We start from the raw sequence: 21,187 nt of genomic DNA, 5'->3' as shown, positions 1-21,187 counted from the left end.
TCGCGCTGCTGTACATCCAGGCCGTTTCCCAAAAACCTTCATGAAAGCAGGGCTCTCGCGAAGATCTCTTTTCCCATTCAGCTCCGTCAGTCAGCTCAGCGCCGCCTCTAAGGGGCTCTTCTGACATGACGCAACCTTCCGTTCACGTCAACTCGCGACGTAACGACACCCTTTCATTTTTTTCGCAGGCACGAGGCATTAGTCTTAGGTAATGCGCCTCGCAAATATGGCAATAGTAAAAGAAATTCAAAAACTTAATTCACAATCATCAAATCATGGACCATTATCTCTTTGGCCAATTCCATTTGGGTGTGTCCACCTCGTCCACAACCGTCTCACCCAGTTCCTTGCGCAATTCATAACGAAGACACCCTCGTTGAGATGCAAGGGTGTCAACAAGTTCGGCTGCATGCGACACCACGATAACCTGGGTTTTTTCTGCAGCCCTGGCAACCAGCCTGCCCAGTGGTTCCAGGAGCGCAGGATGGAGACTTGTCTCCGGCTCGTTCAGCACAATCAAAGGCGCTGGTCGAGGTGACAGGAGAGCGGCGGTCAACAACAGATAACGCAGCGTCCCGTCCGACAATTCACTCGATTTCAGCGGCCTTAGCAGGCCTTTTTGCTGCATAAGCAACTCAAAGTACCCATCATTGACGGCGACCTCTACAGAAGCGCCAGGAAACGCATCGTCTATCGCATCCGCGAGTTCACGTTCATCGCCAATTTCCTGGACAGTCTGCAAGGCTGCAGCGAGATCAGATCCGTCCGCGCTGAGCACTGGTGTCCTGGTGCCGATCCTTGGAAATCTTGCAGGTGCTTCGCGGTCGGTGCGCAAGTGATCGTAGAACCGCCAGGCCCGCATGCGTTCACGCATTACCAGCAATTCAAGCCCATCCTTGGGGTCAGCGGCATGGGTCATCATGCTGTCGAAACGGGCAAGGTTCTGAAAAACCGGAACCCTTTGTCCTTGAGCATTCAAAACACGCGCTGTCGGTCCGTTTCGCCCCGCAATTTCATTGGAACGGGACAATGCTTCGCCGGCCCACAGGGCTTCTGCCTTTATTTCAGGATCCATCGAAAACAGCGACCTGCCCGCGTCTGCAGGCAATCCAAGATCAATCGCATAGCCATAGTCTTCATCGGCAAATCCGAGCTTCAGACTGACCACATTCTTCCGGACAGTCCCTTGAACAGGGGCTTCTCCCCGTTTCATCGCGCGCGAAAATGCTTCCGGGCCTGCCCAAAGTGTCGAGTTCAAGCCGCCCTCGGCAGCAAGCGAGGCAATTGCCTGGCCCTGGGCGACTTCTGCCAACAACCGGATGGAACGATACAAGCTGGATTTCCCGCTGCCGTTCGGGCCGGTGATCAGCGTGATCTGATCCAGCGGCAGAACAATGTCCCGCAGGGAGCGATATCCGGAGACCGCCAGTGTGAGAATCATTGGCACCAAGATCCTGCTATGTGAATATCTACTACTATAAAGTGTATTCCCGTTGCGAAGACAAAATCAGAAACTCGAAACCATGTTCAATCCAAAAGAAGCTGCCGAAGACAGATATGCCCAGCATTTGGCCATCCTTTCCATTGCAGCAGCTGCCGTCCTGATTTCGATCCTCGTTCATTTTCATACCGGATTGAAATATTGGGTGCTGGACGGCTTTGGGGAAACCGTTTCAGGAACCATCTTGAGTATCTCAGAAGATACCGGGAAAATCGAAGATTCGACTGCCCAATCAGAACAGAGCGCCGAAAATGGTAAGGCCCACACCGGCACGTGGGACAGTGCTACTGTTGTCGTCGAAGCTGAACTTGCGAACTCTACAACTCAGGTCTTCAGCTTCACAATGAAGCCTCAGGACATTCACCGTGAGCACACCGGCGAGCTGCTGGTAACCTATCTGCCATTCAACCCTCAGATCGCCTATACCTACCGCAACATGGACAAGATTGCGGTCGATGGGAAAGCTTTGCTCTGGTCTCTGTTTGCAGGCTTGATCATAGCCGTCCTCGCGGTCCGTCCTTTGCTAAAATGGGCACGCCTTAGAAAGAGGCTTCGTCGCTACTGACTGGTTCTCGTCATGCCCCCTGATCAACCAACTCGAATTTGTTGACGTCAAATATGCCAAAATCCGTGATCTTGAGGTGCGGAATGACAGGCAAAGGCAGAAAAGCGACTTGGAGAAAGGGCTCTTCAAGTGTGCATCCGAGGTCTCTGGCCGCCGCGCGCAAAATTTCCAGATCCCCGCGGACGGTCTCAAAGGGCTCCAGGCTCATCAATCCCGCCAGCGGCAGGGCAAGCTCTGCCTTCACACCCTCGCGGTCCGCAACAGCAAATCCGCCCTTCATGACGATCACCCTGTTGACCGCATGCGCCATCGCCTGTTCGTCAGCACCTACGACACAGATGTTGTGGCTGTCGTGCCCAACAGAAGAAGCAATGGCGCCCTGTTTCATCCCGAACCCGTTGACGAAGCCGAGACCGATATTGCCGGTTCCCTTGTGGCGCTCAACAACGGCGACCTTGAGCACGTCCTGATTGAGGTCAGCATGTGTCTTGCCACCGGTAACCGGCAGGGTCCGTTTCAGATGTTCGGTGATAATCTTTCCAGGCACCACGCCAATGACATCAGCCTCGCTGTTTCGGGCGGGAATGTCGAACTTTGCTGCATCGACCGGTGAAACCCTGACACTGTCGAGTCCGACCGGCGGCACGATGGTCCTTTTCTCAAAACTGTCATTCCCGACGGTAGTGCCGCTGCTGATTACCTGCGCCACCCGGCAGTCTTCAAAATTGCTCAAGAGCGCAATGTCCGCCCGCTTCCCAGGTGCGATTACTCCCCGGTCCTTGAGGCCAAAAGCATTGGCTGCCGACCAGCTTGCTGCTCGGTAAACATCCACCGGCCGGATACCTTTCGCGATCAGACGCCGGATCATGCTGTCCAGATGGCCCTCTTCCGCAATATCCAACGGGTTTCGATCATCGGTGCAAAGCGCGACAAAGGCAGAAACATCTGAGGTCAGGATGGGTGCCAGCGCTTCAAGGTCCTTGGAGACCGACCCTTCCCGGATCAGTATCGTCATGCCCTTGGCGAGCTTCTCAAGCGCTTCTTCAGCCGTCGTAGCCTCATGATCCGTCCGAATTCCGGCCGCCAGATATCCGTTGAGAGCATAGCCGGCGACCAAAGGTGCATGGCCGTCTATGTGTCCATCCTGGAATGCCGCAAGTTTTGCCAGGACGTTGGGATCTCTGCCCAGCACGCCCGGAAAGTTCATGAATTCTGCAAGGCCAATGACACTCGGATGGTCTTTGAACGGCAGCAGATCTTCGATTTCCAGTTTCGCCCCTGCGGTTTCAAACGCGGTTGCCGGGACGCAGGAAGACAGGTTGACCTTGAGATCCATAACGGTCTGGAGGGAACTGTCCAGAAAGTATCGAATGCCCTCAATACCGAGCACATTGGCAATCTCATGCGGGTCACAAATTGCCGTCGTCACACCGTGCGGCAGCACACAGCGATCGAATTCAAATGGCGTGACCAGAGAGCTTTCGACATGAAGGTGTGTGTCGATGAAACCAGGCACCGCGGTCAGCCCCTGCCCGTCCACAGTCGCCTTGCCGGAGTAGCTCCCGTGTGTGCCGACAATTCGGTCACCAACGATCGCGATATCGGTCTTCACGCTGCTGCCGTCGATGACACTGAAAAGAGTGCAGTCTTTCACAACCAGATCAGCTGGCTCGTCTCCTGCACCTGCTGCAATCGCTCGCGCAAGGAAGGCTTCATCGTGGGTTACCGGCATTGGTCATTTCTCCGATTCTTATCGTTTTCCGACAATACGCAACTTGCGGGACGCAACAATGGCTTCGTTTCTGCCCTGCCCCGGAAATTGGCCGAGACCCTATTTAAATCGTCAAATATTATCCACTGAGAGGCGGAACCCAAAAAAGTAACCTAAAGTCACCTTGGCCTATCATTCCTTCAGGTGAACATTCTTCATGCGTGACAGTCGGTTACCGCAGCACAACACAAAACACATGCGTTGCAGCAGAGAATTCCAATTGACAGGAAGGTCGTTCAGACAAATAATTTCATCAAAATAAATTATTATGAACCACCCGCAGAAGGTGGCCGGAGGAGGAGCGAGGAAGGTGGTGGACACCCGCAAAAGTGGCCGTGGTTCCAATTCCGCACAATTGCGCAGATACAACGAGCGTATCGTGTTGCAGATCCTGCGTCGTGCCGGAGAGGCTTCGAAAGCCGAGCTGGCAAGGGCCGTTCAGCTGACCAACGCAGCCATTGGCGCTATCATCCAGAACCTGATCGAAGAAGGCTTGATCATCGAAGCCGGCAAGCGTCATGACGGCAGCCGTGGACAACCGGCAACCATTCTGCGCCTGGCTTCGGGTGGAGCGTATTCCTTCGGTGTCCGCCTGGACAGAACCAATATGGAAACCGTTTTGATGGATTTCGCTGGCGAAATCATCGATCGCCGTGTTCACGACAGGATCCTGCCCTCCCCCGAGGTCACAGTCCAGATCCTGACTGAGGACCTGAAAAGCCTGAAAGCGCAGCTCAGTGAAGAGGAGCAAGCTCGCATTACGGGTATTGGACTTGCTCAGCCTTTCAATCTCGGCGCTTGGCTTCATGAGCTTGGGTTGCCGGAAGCCGACTTCAAGAAATGGGAAGCATTCGATCTCGCCGAAGCGCTTGAAGAGGTTTCGAACATGCCCGTTTTCAGCGAAAACGACGGCACTGCCGCTGCGGTTGCGGAACTCTTTTATGGTGTCGGTCGCCAGAACGACGATTTTCTCTACATGTTCCTGGGCCCTGCAATCGGTGGAGGACTGATCCTGAAAGGTGACGTAGTCCGCGGAGTTTCCGGCAATGCCGGCGATGTTGCCATGATGCCGGTTCCTCCAAGCACGCTGGATACGGCGCCAAAGTCACGGACGGAGTGGGATCTCTTGTTGACGCGGGCGTCTCTTGTCGCTTTTGCCCGCCACATGTCTCCAGGCGACTTTGCCAGTCTGAACAGATCGGATCTGCAGGCGGCAGTGACCGACAATGACATCAAATTCCAGGAATGGATGGCGGATTGCGTCTCGGCACTCGCGCTGGCTCTGCGTTCTGCCTATGCCCTTCTCGACGCGCCGCTGGTCGTGATCGATGGTGATCTGGGTGGACCATTCCCCGAAATGTTCCAGGAAGCTCTGCAAAAGGCCGTCGAAGACGCAGCTCCGGAAAAACGGCAGTCGCCACAAATTTTGATCGGTAGTTTCAGGCATGACGCAGGCGCTATCGGCGCCGCCAGTCTGCCGCAATTCTTTAATTTCTCGCCAAGGGCAACGATCCTGACCGGCGGGAAAGACACCGGACCCGCTGGAAGTGGCAGCTCGGAAGAAAGAGCCAGTTTTCCGGCAAGGGCAGCACGGTTGGGGTCACATCTGGCCACACCCAATCGTCCGACATGAAATAGGCCAGGGAGGAAAACCAAATGATCCGCAAACTACTTGCTACAGGTTCCGTTCTCGCCGCCATGGCTGCCACACCGGCAGTCGCCGCAGACATCACAGCCTGCCTGATCACAAAGACGGATACCAACCCGTTTTTCGTGAAAATGAAGGAAGGCGCGACAGCTAAGGCGGAAGAGCTTGGCATCGAACTCAAGTCCTTCGCCGGCAAGGTTGACGGTGACCACGAGACCCAGGTTGCCGCCATTGAAACCTGTATCGCAGATGGCGCAAAAGGCATTCTCTTGACCGCCTCAGACACATCTTCCATTGTCCCGGCCGTCCAGCAGGCTCGCGACAACGGTCTATTGGTGATTGCTCTCGATACGCCTCTGTCTCCGATCGACGCGGCAGACGCGACTTTTGCGACCGACAACTTCCTTGCCGGTGAGCTGATCGGGAAATGGGCTGCTGCCGCTTTGGGCGACGATGCAGCCAATGCCAAGATCGGCATGCTCGATCTTGGCATCAGCCAGCCGACCGTCGGCGTGCTGCGTGACCAGGGCTTCCTGCAGGGTTTCGGCATCGATCTTGGCGATCCGAACAAGTGGGGCGACGAGACAGACCCGCGCATCGTTGGCAATGACGTGACCGCGGGTAACGAGGAAGGCGGTCGCAAGGCCATGGAAAACCTTCTCGCGAAGGACCCGATGATCAACGTTGTCTACACGATCAACGAGCCTGCAGCCGCTGGTGCATATGAAGCCCTGAAGGCCATCGGGCGCGAGAATGACGTCTTGATCGTTTCCGTCGATGGCGGGTGCCCGGGCGTTCAGAACGTCAAGGAAGGCGTTATCGGTGCGACGTCCCAGCAATACCCGCTGCTGATGGCCTCGCTTGGTATTGAGGCCATCAAGACCTGGGCCGACAGCGGTGCGAAACCTGAGCCGACCCCGGGCAAGGACTTCTTCGACACCGGCGTTGCCCTTGTCACTGACAAACCGGCAGATGGTGTTGAGTCGATCGACACTACCAAGGGCACTGAGCTCTGCTGGGGCTAAGGTCACAAGACACGAATTCGGAAGGGGCATGGGCAGCCTTGCCCCTTCTTTTTGTGACAGAGGAACAAACGGGCATGACCTCAGACACTGAGACTGACGACAAAAAAGCGGACAATTACGAAGCCGCTACCGCGTCCAGTCCGCAAGCAGTCGCCTCATTCGACGACCAACACCGCGGATTTGGACAAAAGATCCAGCACGCGCTCCACCAGACCCCCGCACTGGTTCCGCTCATCGTGCTGGTGCTTTCCATCATCGTGTTCGGGCTTCTGCTGGGGTCGAAATTCTTTTCGCCATTCGCCCTGACCCTGATCCTGCAACAGGTTCAGATCGTCGGCATTGTGGCTGCGGCGCAAAGCATTGTGATCCTGACAGCCGGCATCGATCTTTCCGTCGGTGCTATCATGGTGTTGTCATCCGTCGTCATGGGGCAATTCACATTCCGCTACGGACTGCCTGTGGAAGTCGCCGTCGTGTGCGGTCTTATCTGCGGTACGCTTTGCGGCTACATCAACGGTTTTCTTGTCGCCGTCGTGAAACTGCCGCCCTTCATCGTTACGCTCGGCATGTGGCAAATCGTTCTGGCCACCAACTTCCTCTACTCCGCAAACGAGACCATTCGGTCTCAGGAAATTGCAAAGGCCGCGCCTCTTCTTCAGATCTTTGGGACCAAGGTGAATATCGGCGGTGCAATTTTCACCTACGGCGTCATCTTCTTGGTGCTGCTCGTTTGCGTCCTCGCTTACGTTTTACGGCAAACCGCCTGGGGGCGGCATGTCTATGCAGTCGGAGATGATCCGGAAGCCGCACAACTCTCCGGAGTGCAGGTCAAGAAGGTGCTGATTTCGGTGTACATGCTTTCCGGGCTTATCTGCGCCTTCGCAGGGTGGGCCATGATCGGAAGGATCGGTTCCGTCTCGCCGACCACCGGCCAGCTTGCCAATATCGAATCCATCACAGCTGTGGTGATTGGCGGCATCTCGCTCTTCGGCGGACGCGGTTCCATTGTCGGCACGCTCTTCGGAGCTCTTATCGTCGGTGTCTTCACCCTTGGCCTGCGCCTGTTGGGCGCGGACGCACAATGGACTTACCTGCTCATTGGCCTGCTCATCATTGCAGCGGTCGCAGTTGATCAGTGGATCAGAAAGGTGTCGGTCTGATGGAACCTGTTCTGCAAGCGCGCAATCTGGTCAAGCGCTATGGCCGTGTTGTGGCCATGGACCATGCCGATTTCGAACTTTACCCAGGTGAAATCCTGGCCGTCATTGGTGACAACGGCGCTGGAAAGTCCACCTTGATCAAAGCCCTCAGCGGGGCGGTGCTTCCAGATGAAGGCGACGTTCTGCTGGATGGTAAGACTGTTCAATTCAACTCACCGATCGACGCCCGGGAGGCCGGTATTGAAACCGTCTATCAGACGCTCGCCATGTCGCCTGCTCTGTCGATTACCGACAACATGTTCATGGGGCGTGAGCTCAGGAAACCGGGCTTTCGCGGAAAATGGCTCCGCCAGCTGGACCGGGCACGTATGGAGGCAATCGCCCGGGACAAGCTGAACGAGCTGGGTCTCCTGACGATCCAGAACATCAATCAGGCCGTGGAGACCCTGTCCGGGGGACAGCGGCAGGGCGTTGCGGTGGCCCGTGCGGCTGCTTTCGGCTCCAAAGTGGTGATCATGGATGAACCGACGGCGGCCCTCGGCGTCAAGGAAAGCCGGCGCGTTCTGGACCTGATCAAGGACGTGAAGGCACGTGGAATGCCTATCGTCCTGATCAGCCACAACATGCCGCATGTTTTCGAGGTGGCCGACCGGATCCACATACACCGGCTCGGACGGCGCGCCTGCGTGATCAAGCCTTCCGATTTTTCCATGTCGGACGCGGTTGCCATCATGACCGGCGCGATGGACCCGCCTGAAAACCTTGCCGCCTGAACGGCACCCTAAAGCTTCAATTGAGCCTGCTCGGCAACAACGGGCCGGCTTGAAAACAACGAGTGATTTGGAAAGCGAATGTTTCTGATTTGTGGCGAAGCCCTTTTTGACCTGTTCGGCGAAGCGACGAACGACGACAGCATCGGTTTTGATGCCCGCATTGGCGGATCCCCCTTCAATGTGGCCATGGGTCTGGCCCGTCTTGGCGAGGACTCTGCCTTCTTCGGTGGCATTTCAAAAGATGCTCTTGGGGAACGGCTGGTTCAAAAGTTCCGGACCGAAGGCGTTTCGGACCGTTACATTCTAAGAACGGACTATCTGACAACGTTGAGCTTGGTCCAGAAGGACGAACATGGGTCTCCTGCATATACGTTTTACGGCTCCAATGCGGCGGATCGCATGGTCACGGAAGCCGATCTGCCTACCTTCGGCACACCACCGCTTTTCCTGCACATCGGCTCCTACACTGCGCTCGTCGACCCAATAGCAGGTGCGTTACGGGCCTTGATTGAGCGCGAGCGGGCGCGGACGCTTGTCTCCTTCGATCCGAATATCCGTCCAACCGTCGTCTCCGACATGGCGCTCTGGCGACAAAACACGGAAGCGCTCATCCCATTGACAGACATTGTCAAAGTCAGTGACGAGGATCTTGCGCTGATCACACCGGATATTTCCATTGAAGACACTGCTCGAAATTGGCTGCGATCAGGCGCTGCGCTCGTCATTGTCACAAGAGGTGGAGAAGGTGCTTCAGTCTTTGCCCCCGGCATTGAACTCACCGTGCCCGGCATTAAGGTTGCGGTCGAAGATACGGTCGGAGCAGGCGACACTTTTCAGGCTGCGCTTCTGGCAGGCTTGAAAGAACTCGGAGCAACCAACCGCTCCGCTCTTGCCGCGCTGGATGAAGGCCAGCTAAAAAGACTTGTCGAGTTTGCGGTTCAGGCAGCGGCCGTTACCTGCGCGCGGCGCGGTGCGAACCTGCCGAGAAAGGCCGAACTGGAAAAAGAATGGGCAGCGCTCAAATGAGGGGCTGACAAGTTAATTAAATCGATTTAAAAGACACCCGAAATCGGCCGGAGAACCCATTACCTGTTAATCGGTCGACCGTTTAGAAGGGATTTGTCCATGGCGGTACGCGTCATTGAAGTTGAAGATTTCGATCTGGTTGTGTTCGGCGCATCCGGTGATCTCGCCCACCGTAAACTGCTGCCGGCCCTTTATCATCGCGATGCGGATGGCCAGATGCCGGAAAAGGCGCGCATCATCTGCAGCGCTCGCCGCGACTACACACATGACGACTTCCGTGACTACGCCGAAAAAGCACTCAAGGAACACGTCAAAGACCTGGACGACGAACATCTCAAGCAGTTTCTGGCACGTCTCTACTATGTGAAGATCGACATTGCGACCGCCAAGGGCTTTGAAGACCTGAAGACAATTCTCGTCGAACGCCCCGAAGTGATCCGTGCTTTTTATCTGGCGGTCGGCCCCGATCTTTTCGGCACAATTTCCGAGAACCTCGGACGTATCGGCGTCGTCAACAGCAACTCGCGCGTTGTGATGGAAAAGCCTATCGGCAAGGACGGCGCATCGGCCAAGGCGCTCAACGACACAGTGGGCGCTGTTTTCGCGGAAGACCAGATCTTCCGGATTGATCACTATCTGGGCAAGGAAACGGTTCAAAACCTGATGGCGTTGCGCTTTGCCAACGCCCTGTTCGAACCACTCTGGAATGCCGCCCATATAGACCACGTCCAGATCACGGTTGCTGAGTCCCTCGGAACCGGCGGACGTGCCGGTTACTATGATACGGCTGGCGCATTGAGGGACATGGTCCAGAACCACATCCTTCAATTGCTGTGTCTGGTGGCGATGGAGCCGCCTGAGTCCATGAACGCAGACAGCGTTCGGGACGAGAAACTGAAGGTTCTGAAAGCCCTTGCCCCGATCGACGCGCAAAGCGCGGACAAGTTGACCGTTCGTGGACAGTACCGTGCAGGCGCGTCCGCAGGCGGTGCTGTTCCCGGATATCTTGAAGAACTCGGAAACAACGAGAGCCGCACGGAAACCTTTGTCGCACTGAAGGCGGAAATCGCCAATTGGCGGTGGGCCGGCGTTCCCTTTTATCTGCGCACCGGCAAGAGACTGGCCCAGCGCGTGTCTGAAATCGTTGTGCAGTTTCAGCCGATCCCCCATTCTATTTTCGACGTGGAAGCTGGAACCATCACGGCCAACCGCCTTATCATCCGTCTGCAGCCGGATGAAGGTGTACAGATGCAGGTGATGATCAAGGACCCCGGCCCGGGAGGAATGCGCCTGCGTCAGGTCCCGCTCGACATGAGCTTCGCCGAAGCTTTCAAAGTGCGCAATCCTGACGCCTACGAACGCCTGATCATGGATGTGATCCGGGGTAACCAGACACTCTTTATGCGCCGCGACGAAGTCGACGCTGCGTGGGCCTGGATCGATCCGATCCTGGCAGCCTGGACAGCCTCCAAGGAAGCTCCAAAGGGCTATACCGCCGGAACCTGGGGGCCGTCGGCCTCCATCGCACTGGTGGAACGCGACGGCCGCACATGGTCGGAAGACGACAGCGAATAAACGGACATGAGCAGGCTGACCGCCTGCCGAAACGCTGACCTAGATACCGCGAATTGCGGGGATTGCCAGAAACAGTCCTCCGCTTTCGCTGGAAGAAGAACAGCCAGGCCGCAAGTCGGCTAGCAAAGGATCAAAGCAATGACCATCCAGGACCGCATCGGCGCCGTCACCGAACGGATCGTCAAACGCAGCCATGACAGCCGTTCAAGATACCTGGAGCGCATCGGTAAGGCAGCCGACCAGGGACCGCAACGCTCCCGCCTCTCCTGCGGCAACCTTGCGCATGGTTTCGCCGCATGCGGTCTGAGCGACAAGAACGCTCTGTCCGGCGACGTCGTGCCAAATCTCGGGATTATCACTTCCTACAATGACATGCTGTCGGCTCACCAGCCCTATGAGACCTATCCTGCTCTGATCCGTGACGCTGCGCGGGAAGCTGGCGCAGTGGCTCAGGTTGCAGGTGGTGTCCCGGCAATGTGCGACGGTGTTACCCAAGGTCAGGAAGGCATGGAATTGTCGCTTTTCTCCCGCGACGTGATTGCCATGGGTGCAGCCGTTGGCCTGTCGCACCAGATGTTCGATGCAGCGGTTTTTCTCGGGATCTGCGACAAGATCGTTCCAGGTCTTGCCATCGCGGCCTTGTCATTCGGCCACCTGCCAACTGTCTTCATTCCGGCGGGCCCGATGACGACGGGTATTTCGAACGATGACAAGGCCAAGGTCAGACAGCTTTACGCCGAAGGCAAGGTTGGCCGGGATGCGCTACTGGAAAGCGAGTCCAAAGCCTATCACTCTCCGGGAACTTGCACCTTCTACGGCACCGCCAATTCGAACCAGATGCTGATGGAGATCATGGGCCTGCACATGCCAGGTGCATCCTTCGTCAATCCGGGCACACCGCTGCGCGACGCGCTGACAAAAGAAGCCGCAAAACGCGCTCTTGCCATCTCCGCACTTGGCAATGAATTCACACCGGTTGGGGAGGTCATCGACGAAAAGGCGATCGTCAACGGCGTTGTTGGCCTGCACGCCACTGGCGGCTCCACAAACCACACCATGCATCTGGTCGCAATCGCAGCGACAGCCGGCATCCGCCTGACATGGGATGACATATCGGACCTTTCCGACGTTGTCCCGCTCCTGGCGCGTGTTTATCCCAACGGCAAGGCAGACGTGAACCACTTTCAGGCAGCAGGCGGCCTCGCCTTCTTGATCCGCGAACTGCTTGGTGAAGGCTACCTGCATCAGGATGTGAAGACCGTCTATGGCACCGATCTTTCCGGCTACACCGTTGAGGCGAAACTCGATTCAGAAGGCAATCTGCAACGCCAAGCGGTGCCTCAGACATCGGGTGATGAAACCGTCCTCGCGCCTGTTTCCAAAGCCTTCCAGCCAACGGGTGGGCTGAAAATGCTGACCGGCAACATGGGCAAGGCAGTTATCAAGATATCCGCGGTGGCCAAGGAACGTCACATCATTGAGGCCCCTGCCCGTGTCTTCCACGACCAGAACGATTTTCTGACTGCCTTCAACAACAAGGAACTGACCGGAGATGTTGCCGCGGTTGTACGGTTTCAAGGGCCAAAGGCAATCGGCATGCCCGAGCTTCACAAGTTGACCCCGTGCCTCGGCATTCTGCAGGACAGAGGCCACAAGGTAGCGCTGATCACCGATGGTCGCATGTCTGGCGCGTCCGGCAAGGTACCGGCGGCCATTCACGTGACACCTGAAGCTGCTGCCGGTGGACCCATCGCGAAAATTCGCGACGGCGATATGATCCGCGTCAATGCGATCAGCGGTGAATTGACTGTTCTGGTTGATGAGGCGGAGTTCAATGCGCGGCCGCTTGCAGAAGCAGATCTGAGCGAACACCAGGATGGCGTTGGCCGTGACCTCTTCTCAGTCTTCCGCAACGCCGTCGGCACTGCCGATACCGGCGCCCATGTGTTTGGCGCTTAAGGAAAAATCTATGCGAGAGCCAGGGTGGACAACACCACCGACCACCCGGCAGGAACGCAGCGAAAAGCAGGGACACACAATCAGTCCCTCAGGGCCGAGGCAGAGACGCTGGTAGGTTTGGCCCTGTCCACTGCGTTCAACAAAGAGACCAGAAAGAGACTTTGGAGGCGATATGGCCCAGGACATTGAAAAGATCGAACGTGTGATGTGCGCTGCTCCGGTGATCCCGGTTCTGGTCGTTGAAGATCCGAAAAAGGCTGTGCCAATGGCCAAGGCGCTCGTCCGGGGCGGCCTTCCAGCCATCGAGATCACGCTCCGCACCCCACACGCGCTGGAAGCAATCGATGCGGTAAACGAGCACGTGGATGGTGCAATCGTCGGTGCCGGTACAGTTCTGAATGACAGGCAGTATGATGCTGCCGTTTCGGCCGGTGCACGATTTATCGTGTCACCAGGTGCCACCGATGCGCTGCTGGATGCAGCTGATCAGCACAGCGTGCCTCTCCTGCCGGGTGCGGCGACCGCATCGGAGGTCATGAGGCTCCTGGAGCGTGGCTACGAGCGTCTTAAATTCTTTCCTGCCGAACAGGCTGGTGGCGCTTCTTATCTGAAGTCCCTGTCCTCGCCGCTCGCAACAGCCAAGTTCTGCCCGACGGGGGGCGTCAGTCTGGACAAGGCACCGGACTATCTGCAACTGCCGAACGTACTGTGCGTCGGCGGCTCCTGGATTGCCGATGCCAAGGCGATCGCTTCAGAAGACTGGTCGGGTATCGAGGAACGCGCGCGTGCAGCCGCTGGTCTGAACGACTAGAAATCCGATGATCAGGCTGGGCTTCGCTTACGGGAAGCTCAGAACTCGGTTGCCGATTGCATGGGATCGTCTTCCGAAGACATATCGGCATCATCGGCTGCGCCACCTGCCGTGGTGTCGTCTTGTTCAAGCGTTCTGTTCCACAACAAGCGCATTCCGGCAGAGGACTCATTTCGCCAGGCAAATTCGGCAACCACCGGTCTGTCGAACTTGTTCATCGTCAGCAGGACTTCCTCAGGCAGTGCCGTCAGGCCTTTGGCCTTGACGCGGCACCCGTTCTTGCCGGCATCGACAATGGTTCCTTCGATCTCGGTGATGCCGTCCAGGTCAGCAATCTTGACTGGGATCTTGACGTCGTTGCGCTTTTCACGGCGCTTGTCGGAACCCATTTTCTCCTGCTTGGCAAAAACGACGGCCGCATCGTTACCCTTCACGGAAGTCACGTGCGCCTTGACCAGCTTGCCAGCGTCCTTGGCCCGAATGCCAATATTCTTGTAAAGTTGCTGAATATCGACAGATGTCAGACGGCACCCCCATTCATTGACATTTGAGACCACGGCGTTGACCACTGAAAGGTTGTCGAAATCAACGACGAGCACTTCCTCCTCGGCATCCGGCTGATCCTTGAGGTGAAACAGGGTATTTTCACTGCTTTCCGTCGTCATGCCGCAAACCTTGCTCCGGCTCGTTGCCAAACATTGAGAAACTGGTCTTGCCCTGCAAGATTGGGCAGAGAATCACGTCCCCCTCAGGTTGCAATGGTAGGCACACCTGAAAAAATTTGTAATTGACACAACACGCAATTTACTTGTCACAAGCGCGCGAGGCTCGCGTGGTGGAACCCGGCTGGAAATCGCGAGACCGTCGCCGGCAGCATATTTTCTATTTTGACCTCCCCCTTCCGAACAGCCTGTGCTAATGGAAGCGCGGAAACCAAAATACGGTTAAATTCAGATGATTAAACCGATTTAAGGAGACGTTCATGGCACTCGAAGCCCAATTCGTTTCGCTCAGCCAGCATGCCGAGAAACTGAAAAACACCACGCTTCGGGATCTGTTCGCGAACGACCCCGGACGCTTCAATGCGTTTTCAGCAAAAACCGATGATCTTCTTCTCGACTATTCCAAATCGATCATCGATGCCGAAGCTTTGGCTCAGCTTGTCGATCTGGCAAAAGCTGCCGACGTTGAAGGCCGGCGCACCGCAATGTTCTCCGGTGAAAAAATCAACGGCACGGAAAACCGGGCCGTGCTGCACACGGCCTTGCGCAATAGGTCGGACGATCCCGTGATTGTCGACGGCACTGACGTTATGCCGGATGTGCGTACAGTTCTGGACGCCATGGCAGACTTCTCCGAAGCGGTGCGATCCGCGGAGCTGACATCGTCCACGGGCACCCCCTTTACCGATGTCGTCAATATCGGCATCGGCGGTTCAGACCTCGGCCCGGTCATGACCACGCTGGCGTTGGCACCTTATCACGATGGGCCGGAACTCCATTATGTGTCCAATGTGGATGGAGCCCATGTTGCCGATACGCTGGCAAAGCTGGATCCTGCGACAACGCTGATCATTGTCGCCTCCAAAACCTTCACCACCATTGAAACCATGACCAACGCGCAAACCGCACGCAAATGGATCGCCGACACGCTTGGCGAAGATGCGGTCGGCAGCCACTTCGCAGCGGTATCAACCGCGCTCGACAAAGTAGCCGCATTCGGCATCGATCAGTCGCGCGTCTTCGGGTTTTGGGATTGGGTAGGCGGCCGCTATTCCGTCTGGTCGGCCATTGGCTTGCCATTGATGATTGCCATTGGTCCCGATGCCTTCTCAGACTTTCTGGAAGGTGCCCATGCCATGGACAAGCACTTTCAGGAGGCCGACCTTACTGGCAATCTTCCTGTATTGATGGCCTTGATCGGCATCTGGAACCGGGATGTTCTTGGATACAGCGCACGGGCTGTCCTGCCTTATGACCAGCGCCTGTCGAGACTGCCCGCCTATCTGCAGCAGCTGGATATGGAATCCAACGGCAAGAGCGTCAAACTGGATGGCACACCCGTTACTCAGGAAACCGGCCCACTCGTCTGGGGCGAACCCGGCACAAACGGCCAGCATGCTTTCTACCAATTGCTCCACCAGGGCACGACAGTTATCCCTTGTGAGTTTCTGATCGCAGCCAATGGGCACGAAGACGATCTGAAGCACCATCATGACTTGCTTGTCGCCAATTGCCTTGCGCAGTCAGAGGCCTTGATGCTGGGTAGAACGCTGGAAGAGGCAAAAGCTCTTTTGAAAGCTTCCGGCAAGACCGATGACGAAGTCGAACGGCTGGCACCTCATAAGGTTTTTCCGGGAAACCGTCCGTCTATCACGCTGGTTCATGACAGCCTGACGCCCTTTGCACTCGGTCGCCTGATCGCGCTTTACGAGCACCGGGTATTTGTCGAAGGCGTTATCTGGGACATCAATTCCTTCGACCAATGGGGCGTTGAGCTGGGCAAGGAACTGGCGACCGCGCTACTGCCGATGGTCAAGGGCGACGCGAGTGCAGACACCAAAGATGCCTCCACAAAAGGACTGTTGGCAGCGCTCAGAAGCTGAACGATTTCCGAGCGGTCGAAAAGCAACACTTTAACGTTTATGGCAACGGGCGCTCTGGAACGCGTGTCAGCGTCATACTTTCGCCCTAACGGCGCTATCTGGTTCACATCGTTGAAGAACTCTGATCAGATATCCCGGTGGCCGCAAAACGCTTGGAAGAATGAACGATTGCCCCGAACGGCAAAGCAGCTTACCTTCGGTCAGACTTTTAATGAATTGACACGCCGTCACGTGCGGCCGGAAAGGAGACGAATTCCATGAAGAAGCTTGTACTGCTCGCTGCAGTCGGCCTTGCGCTGGCCGGATGCCAGTCTGACAGCCAGCGCGACCGCGCCCTCGTCGGCGGCGGCCTTGGCGCGGCAACAGGTGCAGCCATTGGTGCCGCGGCCACTGGTGATGTCGGCGGCGCGCTTGTAGGTGCAGCCATCGGTGGTGCCGGCGGTGCGATTGTCGGATCTGCCACGACACCGAAAAACTGCGTTGCTTATGACCGCTACGGTAACCCGTACCGCGTGGCTTGCCCGTAAGACGCGACGCACAGGCAACACCTCGGTGATGTGACCGGTAGGATGGAAATGATGAAAAAACTGCTTCTTATTGCTGCATCGGCAGCCTTTCTGGCAGGTTGCCAGTCAGACAGCCAGAGGGATCGCGCGCTTGTTGGTGGCGGTCTTGGAGCGGCAACAGGCGCGATCATCGGCGCTGCGGCCGGCAACGGTGCAGGACCTGCGCTTGCCGGCGCTGCCATCGGCGCAGCAGGCGGCGCGATTGTCGGGGCAGCAACGACACCGAAAAACTGTGTCGCGTATGACCGCTACGGCAATCCCTACAGGGTTGTCTGCCCTTAACAGCCTATCCGTCCTTGGATAACCCGAGGCTGGTAAGGAACTGTTAACCATAAATCCCCACCCTTGGCGGACTGAATTTCGCCAGGGGGCAAACTCGGATGAAACCCATCCTAACTGCGGCAGCTTTCGCCGTTCTTTTGGCAGGTTGCGCCAATACCGAGAGCCAGCGGGACAGAATGCTGATCGGCGCCGGGCTTGGCGCAGCGACCGGCGCCACGATTGGCGCGGTTGCCGGATCGACTGTCAACGCAACCATAGCCGGCGCAGCCCTTGGCGCTGTAGGCGGCGGCATTGTCGGCGTCGTCACTACCCCACGAAATTGCATCGCCCATGATGAATATGGAACGCCTTACAAAGTTCGATGTCCTTGAAACCTCAAAGATATCGCTGCGAGCACAGAGGCTAATTCGTTTGAAGCGACTTTGGCGCAGTTGAAGTCCGTAAGGGTCAAGCAGGTCTTCGTTTTCGTCCAAATACCCTGCCGCCCTTTCATTGCGTGCTTGTCCGGGCCAAGCCCGTTTTAGAGCACCCAAGAACCGTTCGGTTGCACCTACCCTGAAAAAACCTACTTCTCACGTTCCCTGGGCTTTTGATTTTCACCTTCAGGCAAAACGACTTTCACGCCGGGAGCTTGTTTTTCAAGATCCCGTTTGATGAGACGATATGCGATCCGCCTTAACAGGCCGCGCAACGCAACCTTAAATCCCCCAAATTCCCCCATAGAGCGAAAATAACAACCGAAACCACAACTTTCAATAAGGAGGAATACGAGCGCAATCGTGCGTCCAGCTCACGCCCACCGGTTTTGAGCGCTGCCTTCAATCTGGCTATGTCCTTACAAATTGCGATTGTCTGCGAACAGAGTAATTTTCGATGTCACTGCAATCGTTCTAGATGTTGGTTGTGCAGATAATGCAGAAGATTGCTTGCTCGTTTTTAAAGTCAGACAGGCATTACCAGCTGGGAGGGCATTGATTGAACACTCCAATTGATGAGCTGCACAAACGGGTCGTTTTGAAACTCAGAACACTCGGAGACTCTTCGCCATATGTAGCGGATGCGAACGAGCCAGATCCACGCTATCTCGGGTATGGGGTCAGAGCACCGGAAATGAAACGTGTGCTCTCTGACCTGAAAACTGACTTCTCCATTCTCGACAATGAACAGAAGGTTTGTCTGGCAAAGCGACTTGTTTTCTCCGGATACGGTGAGCAAAAGACTGTTGCACTGACACTGCTGGAACGTATTCCCGAGTATTTCACTCCGGACCGGTTTGATCTCTTGGAGGACTTGATCAGAGGTCTTCAGGGTTGGAGCAAGATAGACGCGTATACCGGGTCACTCTTGAACCAGGTGCTAAAGATCCATGAAGCTGAGCTGCTTGAACTGCTTGTTTCGTGGAACTGCGATGATGATCTATGGCTTCGTAGAGCAAGCGTCGTCATTTTCACCCGCAAAATTGCAAAGTCTGGATTGTACAAGGATGTTGCACTCGCGAACTGTGACGCGTTGATAAACGATCCAGAACACCTGGTGCAGACTGGAGTGGGATGGTGTTTGAGAGATCTTATGCGGTGGCACAAGGAAGAAGTGCTGAACTATGTCATAGGTCTGCGAAAGAACGGTGTAAGCAGTACAATTACACTCTACGCACTGCGCGACATCAAAGGCGCGGAACGGCAAGCGGTCTTTGACCAATCCGCCTGACAATCACGTTTGGCGAGGGGATCGGACATTCTGCTATTGCCGAGGCATCAAGGGGCAGCGAGACTTTTGCGAAGCTTTCTTTCTCCGGTTTAAAACCTGTCGACGAACGACAATTTGCAGCATGAGAAAGCAGCCAGCTACCTCACAGTCTTTTAACCCACTCGCAGAGCCGAGTGTCAGAACCCCGGCTCCGCTCTCTTGATATCTTTCATTGTGATTTACTGGGTAAAGGTGCGCTTGAGCATCACCGCAAATGCTTGTCGCCCCTCAATTCGCCGTTCATCGCTTTCCGGTACATTTCCCAAGCGGCACCCTTGCGTTTGTCAGGCATCAGACCGTGCAATACGCCATCTATAAGCTCACCTGCATCCGTTAAAAACTTGCTGTAAACACTGAAAGGTGGGCCCATCTTGTCGAACGCCTCTCCCCCTGCAGCCAGCACTCTTCCAAACGCATCGGCAGCCGCATCGGGATCCTTTTCAATCAACTGAGGGGTGATTTTCTTGTAGTTCTCATGAAAGGCCTTGATCGCGTTGAAAGCCTTGAATGCTTCATTGATTTTATTGGGCTGCTTCAGCGCCTTGCTTGCCTTATCGAGCCTGTCTGCTGCTGCGTTCAGCTTGCCCTCTGCGTAAATGTCGCTCGTAGCCCGCGCGAGTGCTCGAAGGTCTTTTGCTGCATTTTCAAATTCGCCTCCGAGTGCATTTGCGTTTGAAATTACACTGCAGATTTCCTTGTTCCAATATTTGTCCCAAGGGACATCACAGGGATTGTCAGCCATAAATGCTCTCCAAAAAATATAGTATCTACAAAACGTAGATCAGCACTGGGCAAATAAAAACCTATGGAAAAACATAGTTCTAAAGCCCTCAAGGGCTGGTTTGAATGCGATAGCGAAGAACATGGAAAAACAACTGCAATCGCTGAAACGCACCAGTTTCTGAACACGATCATACGAATTCTGATGGTTTGGAACGGGTGTCCCAGACAACCCATGACCGTTGAAATCGTGAGGCAGGTAACCCAGCGCGTGCCGAAGACAGCGGCAGAGTTGATTTTCTGCTTGAACTTGGCGGCAGTCTTTTTGCTTTTAGCAACGCGTCGCACGCAGCAGCTTCATAGCACCTACACTCAAAGATCGCCTTCAACTGAAATCCCTAATCGGGTTAAAAGGCGCATCCACCTTGGCAAGGCGAAAGAAAAGGCCACCTTGCTCTTTTTTCAGCTCGTCGAGGTGGTCCCTAAACTCTGGGTTCTTGTGAAACAATTCAGGGCTGGCCATCTTCTGAAATTCGAAGGAAGAACCATGATCCTTTCGCAAGAGTTTGACGACCCGTCCATTGCCAAGGGGTTCCTGGTTGAGCTCAGACCTGAAAATGTTGACGACAGTGATTGCAAGAAACTCGCCCCGGTTCTTGAACCAGAACTTTCGATCGGCCGCTTTGACCGAGCCCGTTTCTTCTCCCGGTGGATGGGTCGCCGGATGCAGTCCGGCAACATTCTGATCGGATGGATATTTCCCATTTGAATCACGCATTGCATGAAAAATCTCATGAAGCAGTGTCATTCCCGCCTTGAAGCCCGGCCCCAGGTAGGACGGCGAACCCGGAACATACTTCCCAGGCGTAAAGAACAGACGTGGAGGCTGACCTGCGTTCGCCGGCTTGAAACGGGCATCTGCTTTTTTCAGGTCGCCCTCAGGGATAACTCGAATTTTCCGCGGCAGTGGTCCAAAGGCATGGAAGACAACGCGCGGCACGGTTCCGGTTTTGAACAGATCCTCCATTTGCTCCCGCACGGCGCGTACGTAACTGGAAGGCCGCCAGATGTGCCCCTCTTTCAAGTTGGCAGGTTTAGCCGAACCCATGATCTTGAAGGTGTCGTCCAACTCAGAGGCGGTTGGAAATGGCAGAGACGCAAGGTCCGTGTCGACCCTTCCGATTGTAGTCGGACCAACCAGCCCATCGTCCACTATGTACTGATGGTTTTGGAACAGCTTGATGGTTGCTTCAGTGCCACCACCAAAAACACCGTCGAAGACGCCGGGAACGCTTTCTGAGTGGGTCATGTCATATCCCAACCGATCCAGCGCCTTCTGTGCGGCCGCAATTTCTGGGCCTCTGCGGCCACGCTTCAGATAATTGCTGTTCGTCAACTGCCTTAACACGGCGACAGAATTTAACTCCGGTGATTTTAAGTTCAACATGGCAAAC

The 21,187-nt window shown here is 55.7% G+C and carries 19 protein-coding genes; 14 read left to right on the top strand and 5 right to left on the bottom strand.

The features are described from left to right. Nucleotides 1-283: 283 nt before the first annotated feature. Entirely contained in the window at nt 284-1,441 is a 1,158-nt protein-coding gene (locus ACZ1HV_RS25325) for an AAA family ATPase (RefSeq protein ID WP_298819338.1), read from the bottom strand. An 82-nt stretch (nt 1,442-1,523) separates the two neighbouring features. On the opposite strand from ACZ1HV_RS25325, the gene ACZ1HV_RS25320 reads away from it, so the two are divergent. Beyond that, on the top strand, nt 1,524-2,066 hold the full coding sequence (locus ACZ1HV_RS25320; protein WP_472716681.1) for a hypothetical protein: 543 nt from the start codon (nt 1,524-1,526) through the stop codon (nt 2,064-2,066). A 10-nt stretch (nt 2,067-2,076) separates the two neighbouring features. Here ACZ1HV_RS25320 and ade read toward each other — a convergent pair whose 3' ends face one another. After that, nucleotides 2,077-3,798 carry an adenine deaminase gene (ade, locus tag ACZ1HV_RS25315; RefSeq protein ID WP_472716680.1) on the bottom strand — a complete coding sequence of 574 codons (1,722 nt, stop codon included), beginning with the start codon at nt 3,796-3,798 and terminating at the stop codon, nt 2,077-2,079. A gap of 349 nt (nt 3,799-4,147) precedes the next feature. On the opposite strand from ade, the gene ACZ1HV_RS25310 reads away from it, so the two are divergent. The 8 genes from ACZ1HV_RS25310 (at nt 4,148) to eda (ending at nt 13,814) form a co-directional block, all read left to right on the top strand. Further along, a complete protein-coding gene (locus ACZ1HV_RS25310) occupies nt 4,148-5,470 on the top strand; it encodes an ROK family transcriptional regulator (protein WP_298819333.1) in 1,323 nt (440 codons plus the stop codon). A 23-nt stretch (nt 5,471-5,493) separates the two neighbouring features. Then, nucleotides 5,494-6,510 (top strand): sugar ABC transporter substrate-binding protein, encoded by a 1,017-nt coding sequence (locus ACZ1HV_RS25305; protein WP_298819331.1) that lies wholly within the window; start codon nt 5,494-5,496, stop codon nt 6,508-6,510. Nucleotides 6,511-6,584: 74 nt separating this feature from the next. Beyond that, nucleotides 6,585-7,670, top strand: a complete 1,086-nt coding sequence (locus ACZ1HV_RS25300; protein ID WP_298819329.1) for an ABC transporter permease — start codon at nt 6,585-6,587, stop codon at nt 7,668-7,670. Next, on the top strand, nt 7,670-8,443 hold the full coding sequence (locus tag ACZ1HV_RS25295) for an ATP-binding cassette domain-containing protein (RefSeq protein WP_298819328.1): 774 nt from the start codon (nt 7,670-7,672) through the stop codon (nt 8,441-8,443). The genes ACZ1HV_RS25300 and ACZ1HV_RS25295 overlap by 1 nt, the downstream gene beginning before the upstream one ends. Before the next feature lie 78 nt (nt 8,444-8,521). Continuing rightward, nucleotides 8,522-9,469 carry a carbohydrate kinase family protein gene (locus ACZ1HV_RS25290; RefSeq protein ID WP_298819324.1) on the top strand — a complete coding sequence of 316 codons (948 nt, stop codon included), beginning with the start codon at nt 8,522-8,524 and terminating at the stop codon, nt 9,467-9,469. Between the two features lie 99 nt (nt 9,470-9,568). Further along, a complete protein-coding gene (gene zwf, locus ACZ1HV_RS25285) occupies nt 9,569-11,044 on the top strand; it encodes a glucose-6-phosphate dehydrogenase (RefSeq protein ID WP_298819322.1) in 1,476 nt (491 codons plus the stop codon). 138 nt (nt 11,045-11,182) lie between these two features. Continuing rightward, on the top strand, nt 11,183-13,003 hold the full coding sequence (gene edd, locus ACZ1HV_RS25280) for a phosphogluconate dehydratase (RefSeq protein ID WP_298959727.1): 1,821 nt from the start codon (nt 11,183-11,185) through the stop codon (nt 13,001-13,003). A gap of 172 nt (nt 13,004-13,175) precedes the next feature. After that, a complete protein-coding gene (eda, locus tag ACZ1HV_RS25275) occupies nt 13,176-13,814 on the top strand; it encodes a bifunctional 4-hydroxy-2-oxoglutarate aldolase/2-dehydro-3-deoxy-phosphogluconate aldolase (RefSeq protein ID WP_472716679.1) in 639 nt (212 codons plus the stop codon). A 38-nt stretch (nt 13,815-13,852) separates the two neighbouring features. On the opposite strand, the gene ACZ1HV_RS25270 is transcribed toward eda, so the two are convergent. After that, entirely contained in the window at nt 13,853-14,479 is a 627-nt protein-coding gene (locus ACZ1HV_RS25270; protein ID WP_298959725.1) for a PilZ domain-containing protein, read from the bottom strand. A gap of 317 nt (nt 14,480-14,796) precedes the next feature. Between ACZ1HV_RS25270 and pgi the strand changes: the two genes are divergently transcribed. The 5 genes from pgi to ACZ1HV_RS25245 all read left to right on the top strand — a co-directional run bounded on the left by pgi (nt 14,797) and on the right by ACZ1HV_RS25245 (nt 18,974). Continuing rightward, nucleotides 14,797-16,419, top strand: coding sequence for a glucose-6-phosphate isomerase (gene pgi / locus ACZ1HV_RS25265; RefSeq protein ID WP_472716678.1), 1,623 nt, complete (start codon nt 14,797-14,799; stop codon nt 16,417-16,419). A 257-nt stretch (nt 16,420-16,676) separates the two neighbouring features. Continuing rightward, nucleotides 16,677-16,946 (top strand): glycine zipper domain-containing protein, encoded by a 270-nt coding sequence (locus ACZ1HV_RS25260; protein WP_152500913.1) that lies wholly within the window; start codon nt 16,677-16,679, stop codon nt 16,944-16,946. Nucleotides 16,947-16,997: 51 nt separating this feature from the next. Then, nucleotides 16,998-17,267: a bacteriocin gene (locus tag ACZ1HV_RS25255; protein WP_152504225.1), complete on the top strand. Its 270-nt coding sequence runs from the start codon at nt 16,998-17,000 to the stop codon at nt 17,265-17,267. 98 nt (nt 17,268-17,365) lie between these two features. Next, on the top strand, nt 17,366-17,638 hold the full coding sequence (locus ACZ1HV_RS25250; protein ID WP_152500912.1) for a hypothetical protein: 273 nt from the start codon (nt 17,366-17,368) through the stop codon (nt 17,636-17,638). Nucleotides 17,639-18,242: 604 nt separating this feature from the next. Then, the gene (locus tag ACZ1HV_RS25245; RefSeq protein ID WP_472716677.1) at nt 18,243-18,974 is read left to right on the top strand and encodes a DNA alkylation repair protein; all 732 of its coding nucleotides are present in this window, start codon (nt 18,243-18,245) and stop codon (nt 18,972-18,974) included. A 244-nt stretch (nt 18,975-19,218) separates the two neighbouring features. Here ACZ1HV_RS25245 and ACZ1HV_RS25240 read toward each other — a convergent pair whose 3' ends face one another. Both ACZ1HV_RS25240 and ACZ1HV_RS25235 read right to left on the bottom strand, forming a co-directional pair. Further along, on the bottom strand, nt 19,219-19,755 hold the full coding sequence (locus ACZ1HV_RS25240; protein ID WP_472716676.1) for a hypothetical protein: 537 nt from the start codon (nt 19,753-19,755) through the stop codon (nt 19,219-19,221). A gap of 363 nt (nt 19,756-20,118) precedes the next feature. Continuing rightward, nucleotides 20,119-21,180 carry a peptidoglycan-binding domain-containing protein gene (locus tag ACZ1HV_RS25235; RefSeq protein WP_472716675.1) on the bottom strand — a complete coding sequence of 354 codons (1,062 nt, stop codon included), beginning with the start codon at nt 21,178-21,180 and terminating at the stop codon, nt 20,119-20,121. Nucleotides 21,181-21,187 lie beyond the last annotated feature (7 nt).

The organism is Roseibium sp. JB4-4 (assembly GCF_055693425.1).
Note: the sequence above shows the minus strand (reverse complement) of the source record. Positions and strands in the feature narration are given on the sequence as shown.

Excerpts from the sequence above, each read along its gene's own strand:
- ACZ1HV_RS25255 (WP_152504225.1), top strand. The coding sequence starts at position 16,998 with ATGAAAAAACTGCTTCTTATTGCTGCATCGGCAGCCTTTCTGGCAGGT.
- ACZ1HV_RS25240 (WP_472716676.1), bottom strand. The coding sequence starts at position 19,755 with ATGGCTGACAATCCCTGTGATGTCCCTTGGGACAAATATTGGAACAAG.
- ACZ1HV_RS25290 (WP_298819324.1), top strand. The coding sequence starts at position 8,522 with ATGTTTCTGATTTGTGGCGAAGCCCTTTTTGACCTGTTCGGCGAAGCG.
- ACZ1HV_RS25260 (WP_152500913.1), top strand. The coding sequence starts at position 16,677 with ATGAAGAAGCTTGTACTGCTCGCTGCAGTCGGCCTTGCGCTGGCCGGA.
- ACZ1HV_RS25250 (WP_152500912.1), top strand. The coding sequence starts at position 17,366 with ATGAAACCCATCCTAACTGCGGCAGCTTTCGCCGTTCTTTTGGCAGGT.
- ACZ1HV_RS25320 (WP_472716681.1), top strand. The coding sequence starts at position 1,524 with ATGTTCAATCCAAAAGAAGCTGCCGAAGACAGATATGCCCAGCATTTG.
- ACZ1HV_RS25270 (WP_298959725.1), bottom strand. The coding sequence starts at position 14,479 with ATGACGACGGAAAGCAGTGAAAATACCCTGTTTCACCTCAAGGATCAG.
- ACZ1HV_RS25305 (WP_298819331.1), top strand. The coding sequence starts at position 5,494 with ATGATCCGCAAACTACTTGCTACAGGTTCCGTTCTCGCCGCCATGGCT.
- ACZ1HV_RS25300 (WP_298819329.1), top strand. The coding sequence starts at position 6,585 with ATGACCTCAGACACTGAGACTGACGACAAAAAAGCGGACAATTACGAA.
- ACZ1HV_RS25295 (WP_298819328.1), top strand. The coding sequence starts at position 7,670 with ATGGAACCTGTTCTGCAAGCGCGCAATCTGGTCAAGCGCTATGGCCGT.
- ade (WP_472716680.1), bottom strand. The coding sequence starts at position 3,798 with ATGCCGGTAACCCACGATGAAGCCTTCCTTGCGCGAGCGATTGCAGCA.
- eda (WP_472716679.1), top strand. The coding sequence starts at position 13,176 with ATGGCCCAGGACATTGAAAAGATCGAACGTGTGATGTGCGCTGCTCCG.
- edd (WP_298959727.1), top strand. The coding sequence starts at position 11,183 with ATGACCATCCAGGACCGCATCGGCGCCGTCACCGAACGGATCGTCAAA.
- ACZ1HV_RS25235 (WP_472716675.1), bottom strand. The coding sequence starts at position 21,180 with ATGTTGAACTTAAAATCACCGGAGTTAAATTCTGTCGCCGTGTTAAGG.
- zwf (WP_298819322.1), top strand. The coding sequence starts at position 9,569 with ATGGCGGTACGCGTCATTGAAGTTGAAGATTTCGATCTGGTTGTGTTC.
- ACZ1HV_RS25325 (WP_298819338.1), bottom strand. The coding sequence starts at position 1,441 with ATGATTCTCACACTGGCGGTCTCCGGATATCGCTCCCTGCGGGACATT.
- pgi (WP_472716678.1), top strand. The coding sequence starts at position 14,797 with ATGGCACTCGAAGCCCAATTCGTTTCGCTCAGCCAGCATGCCGAGAAA.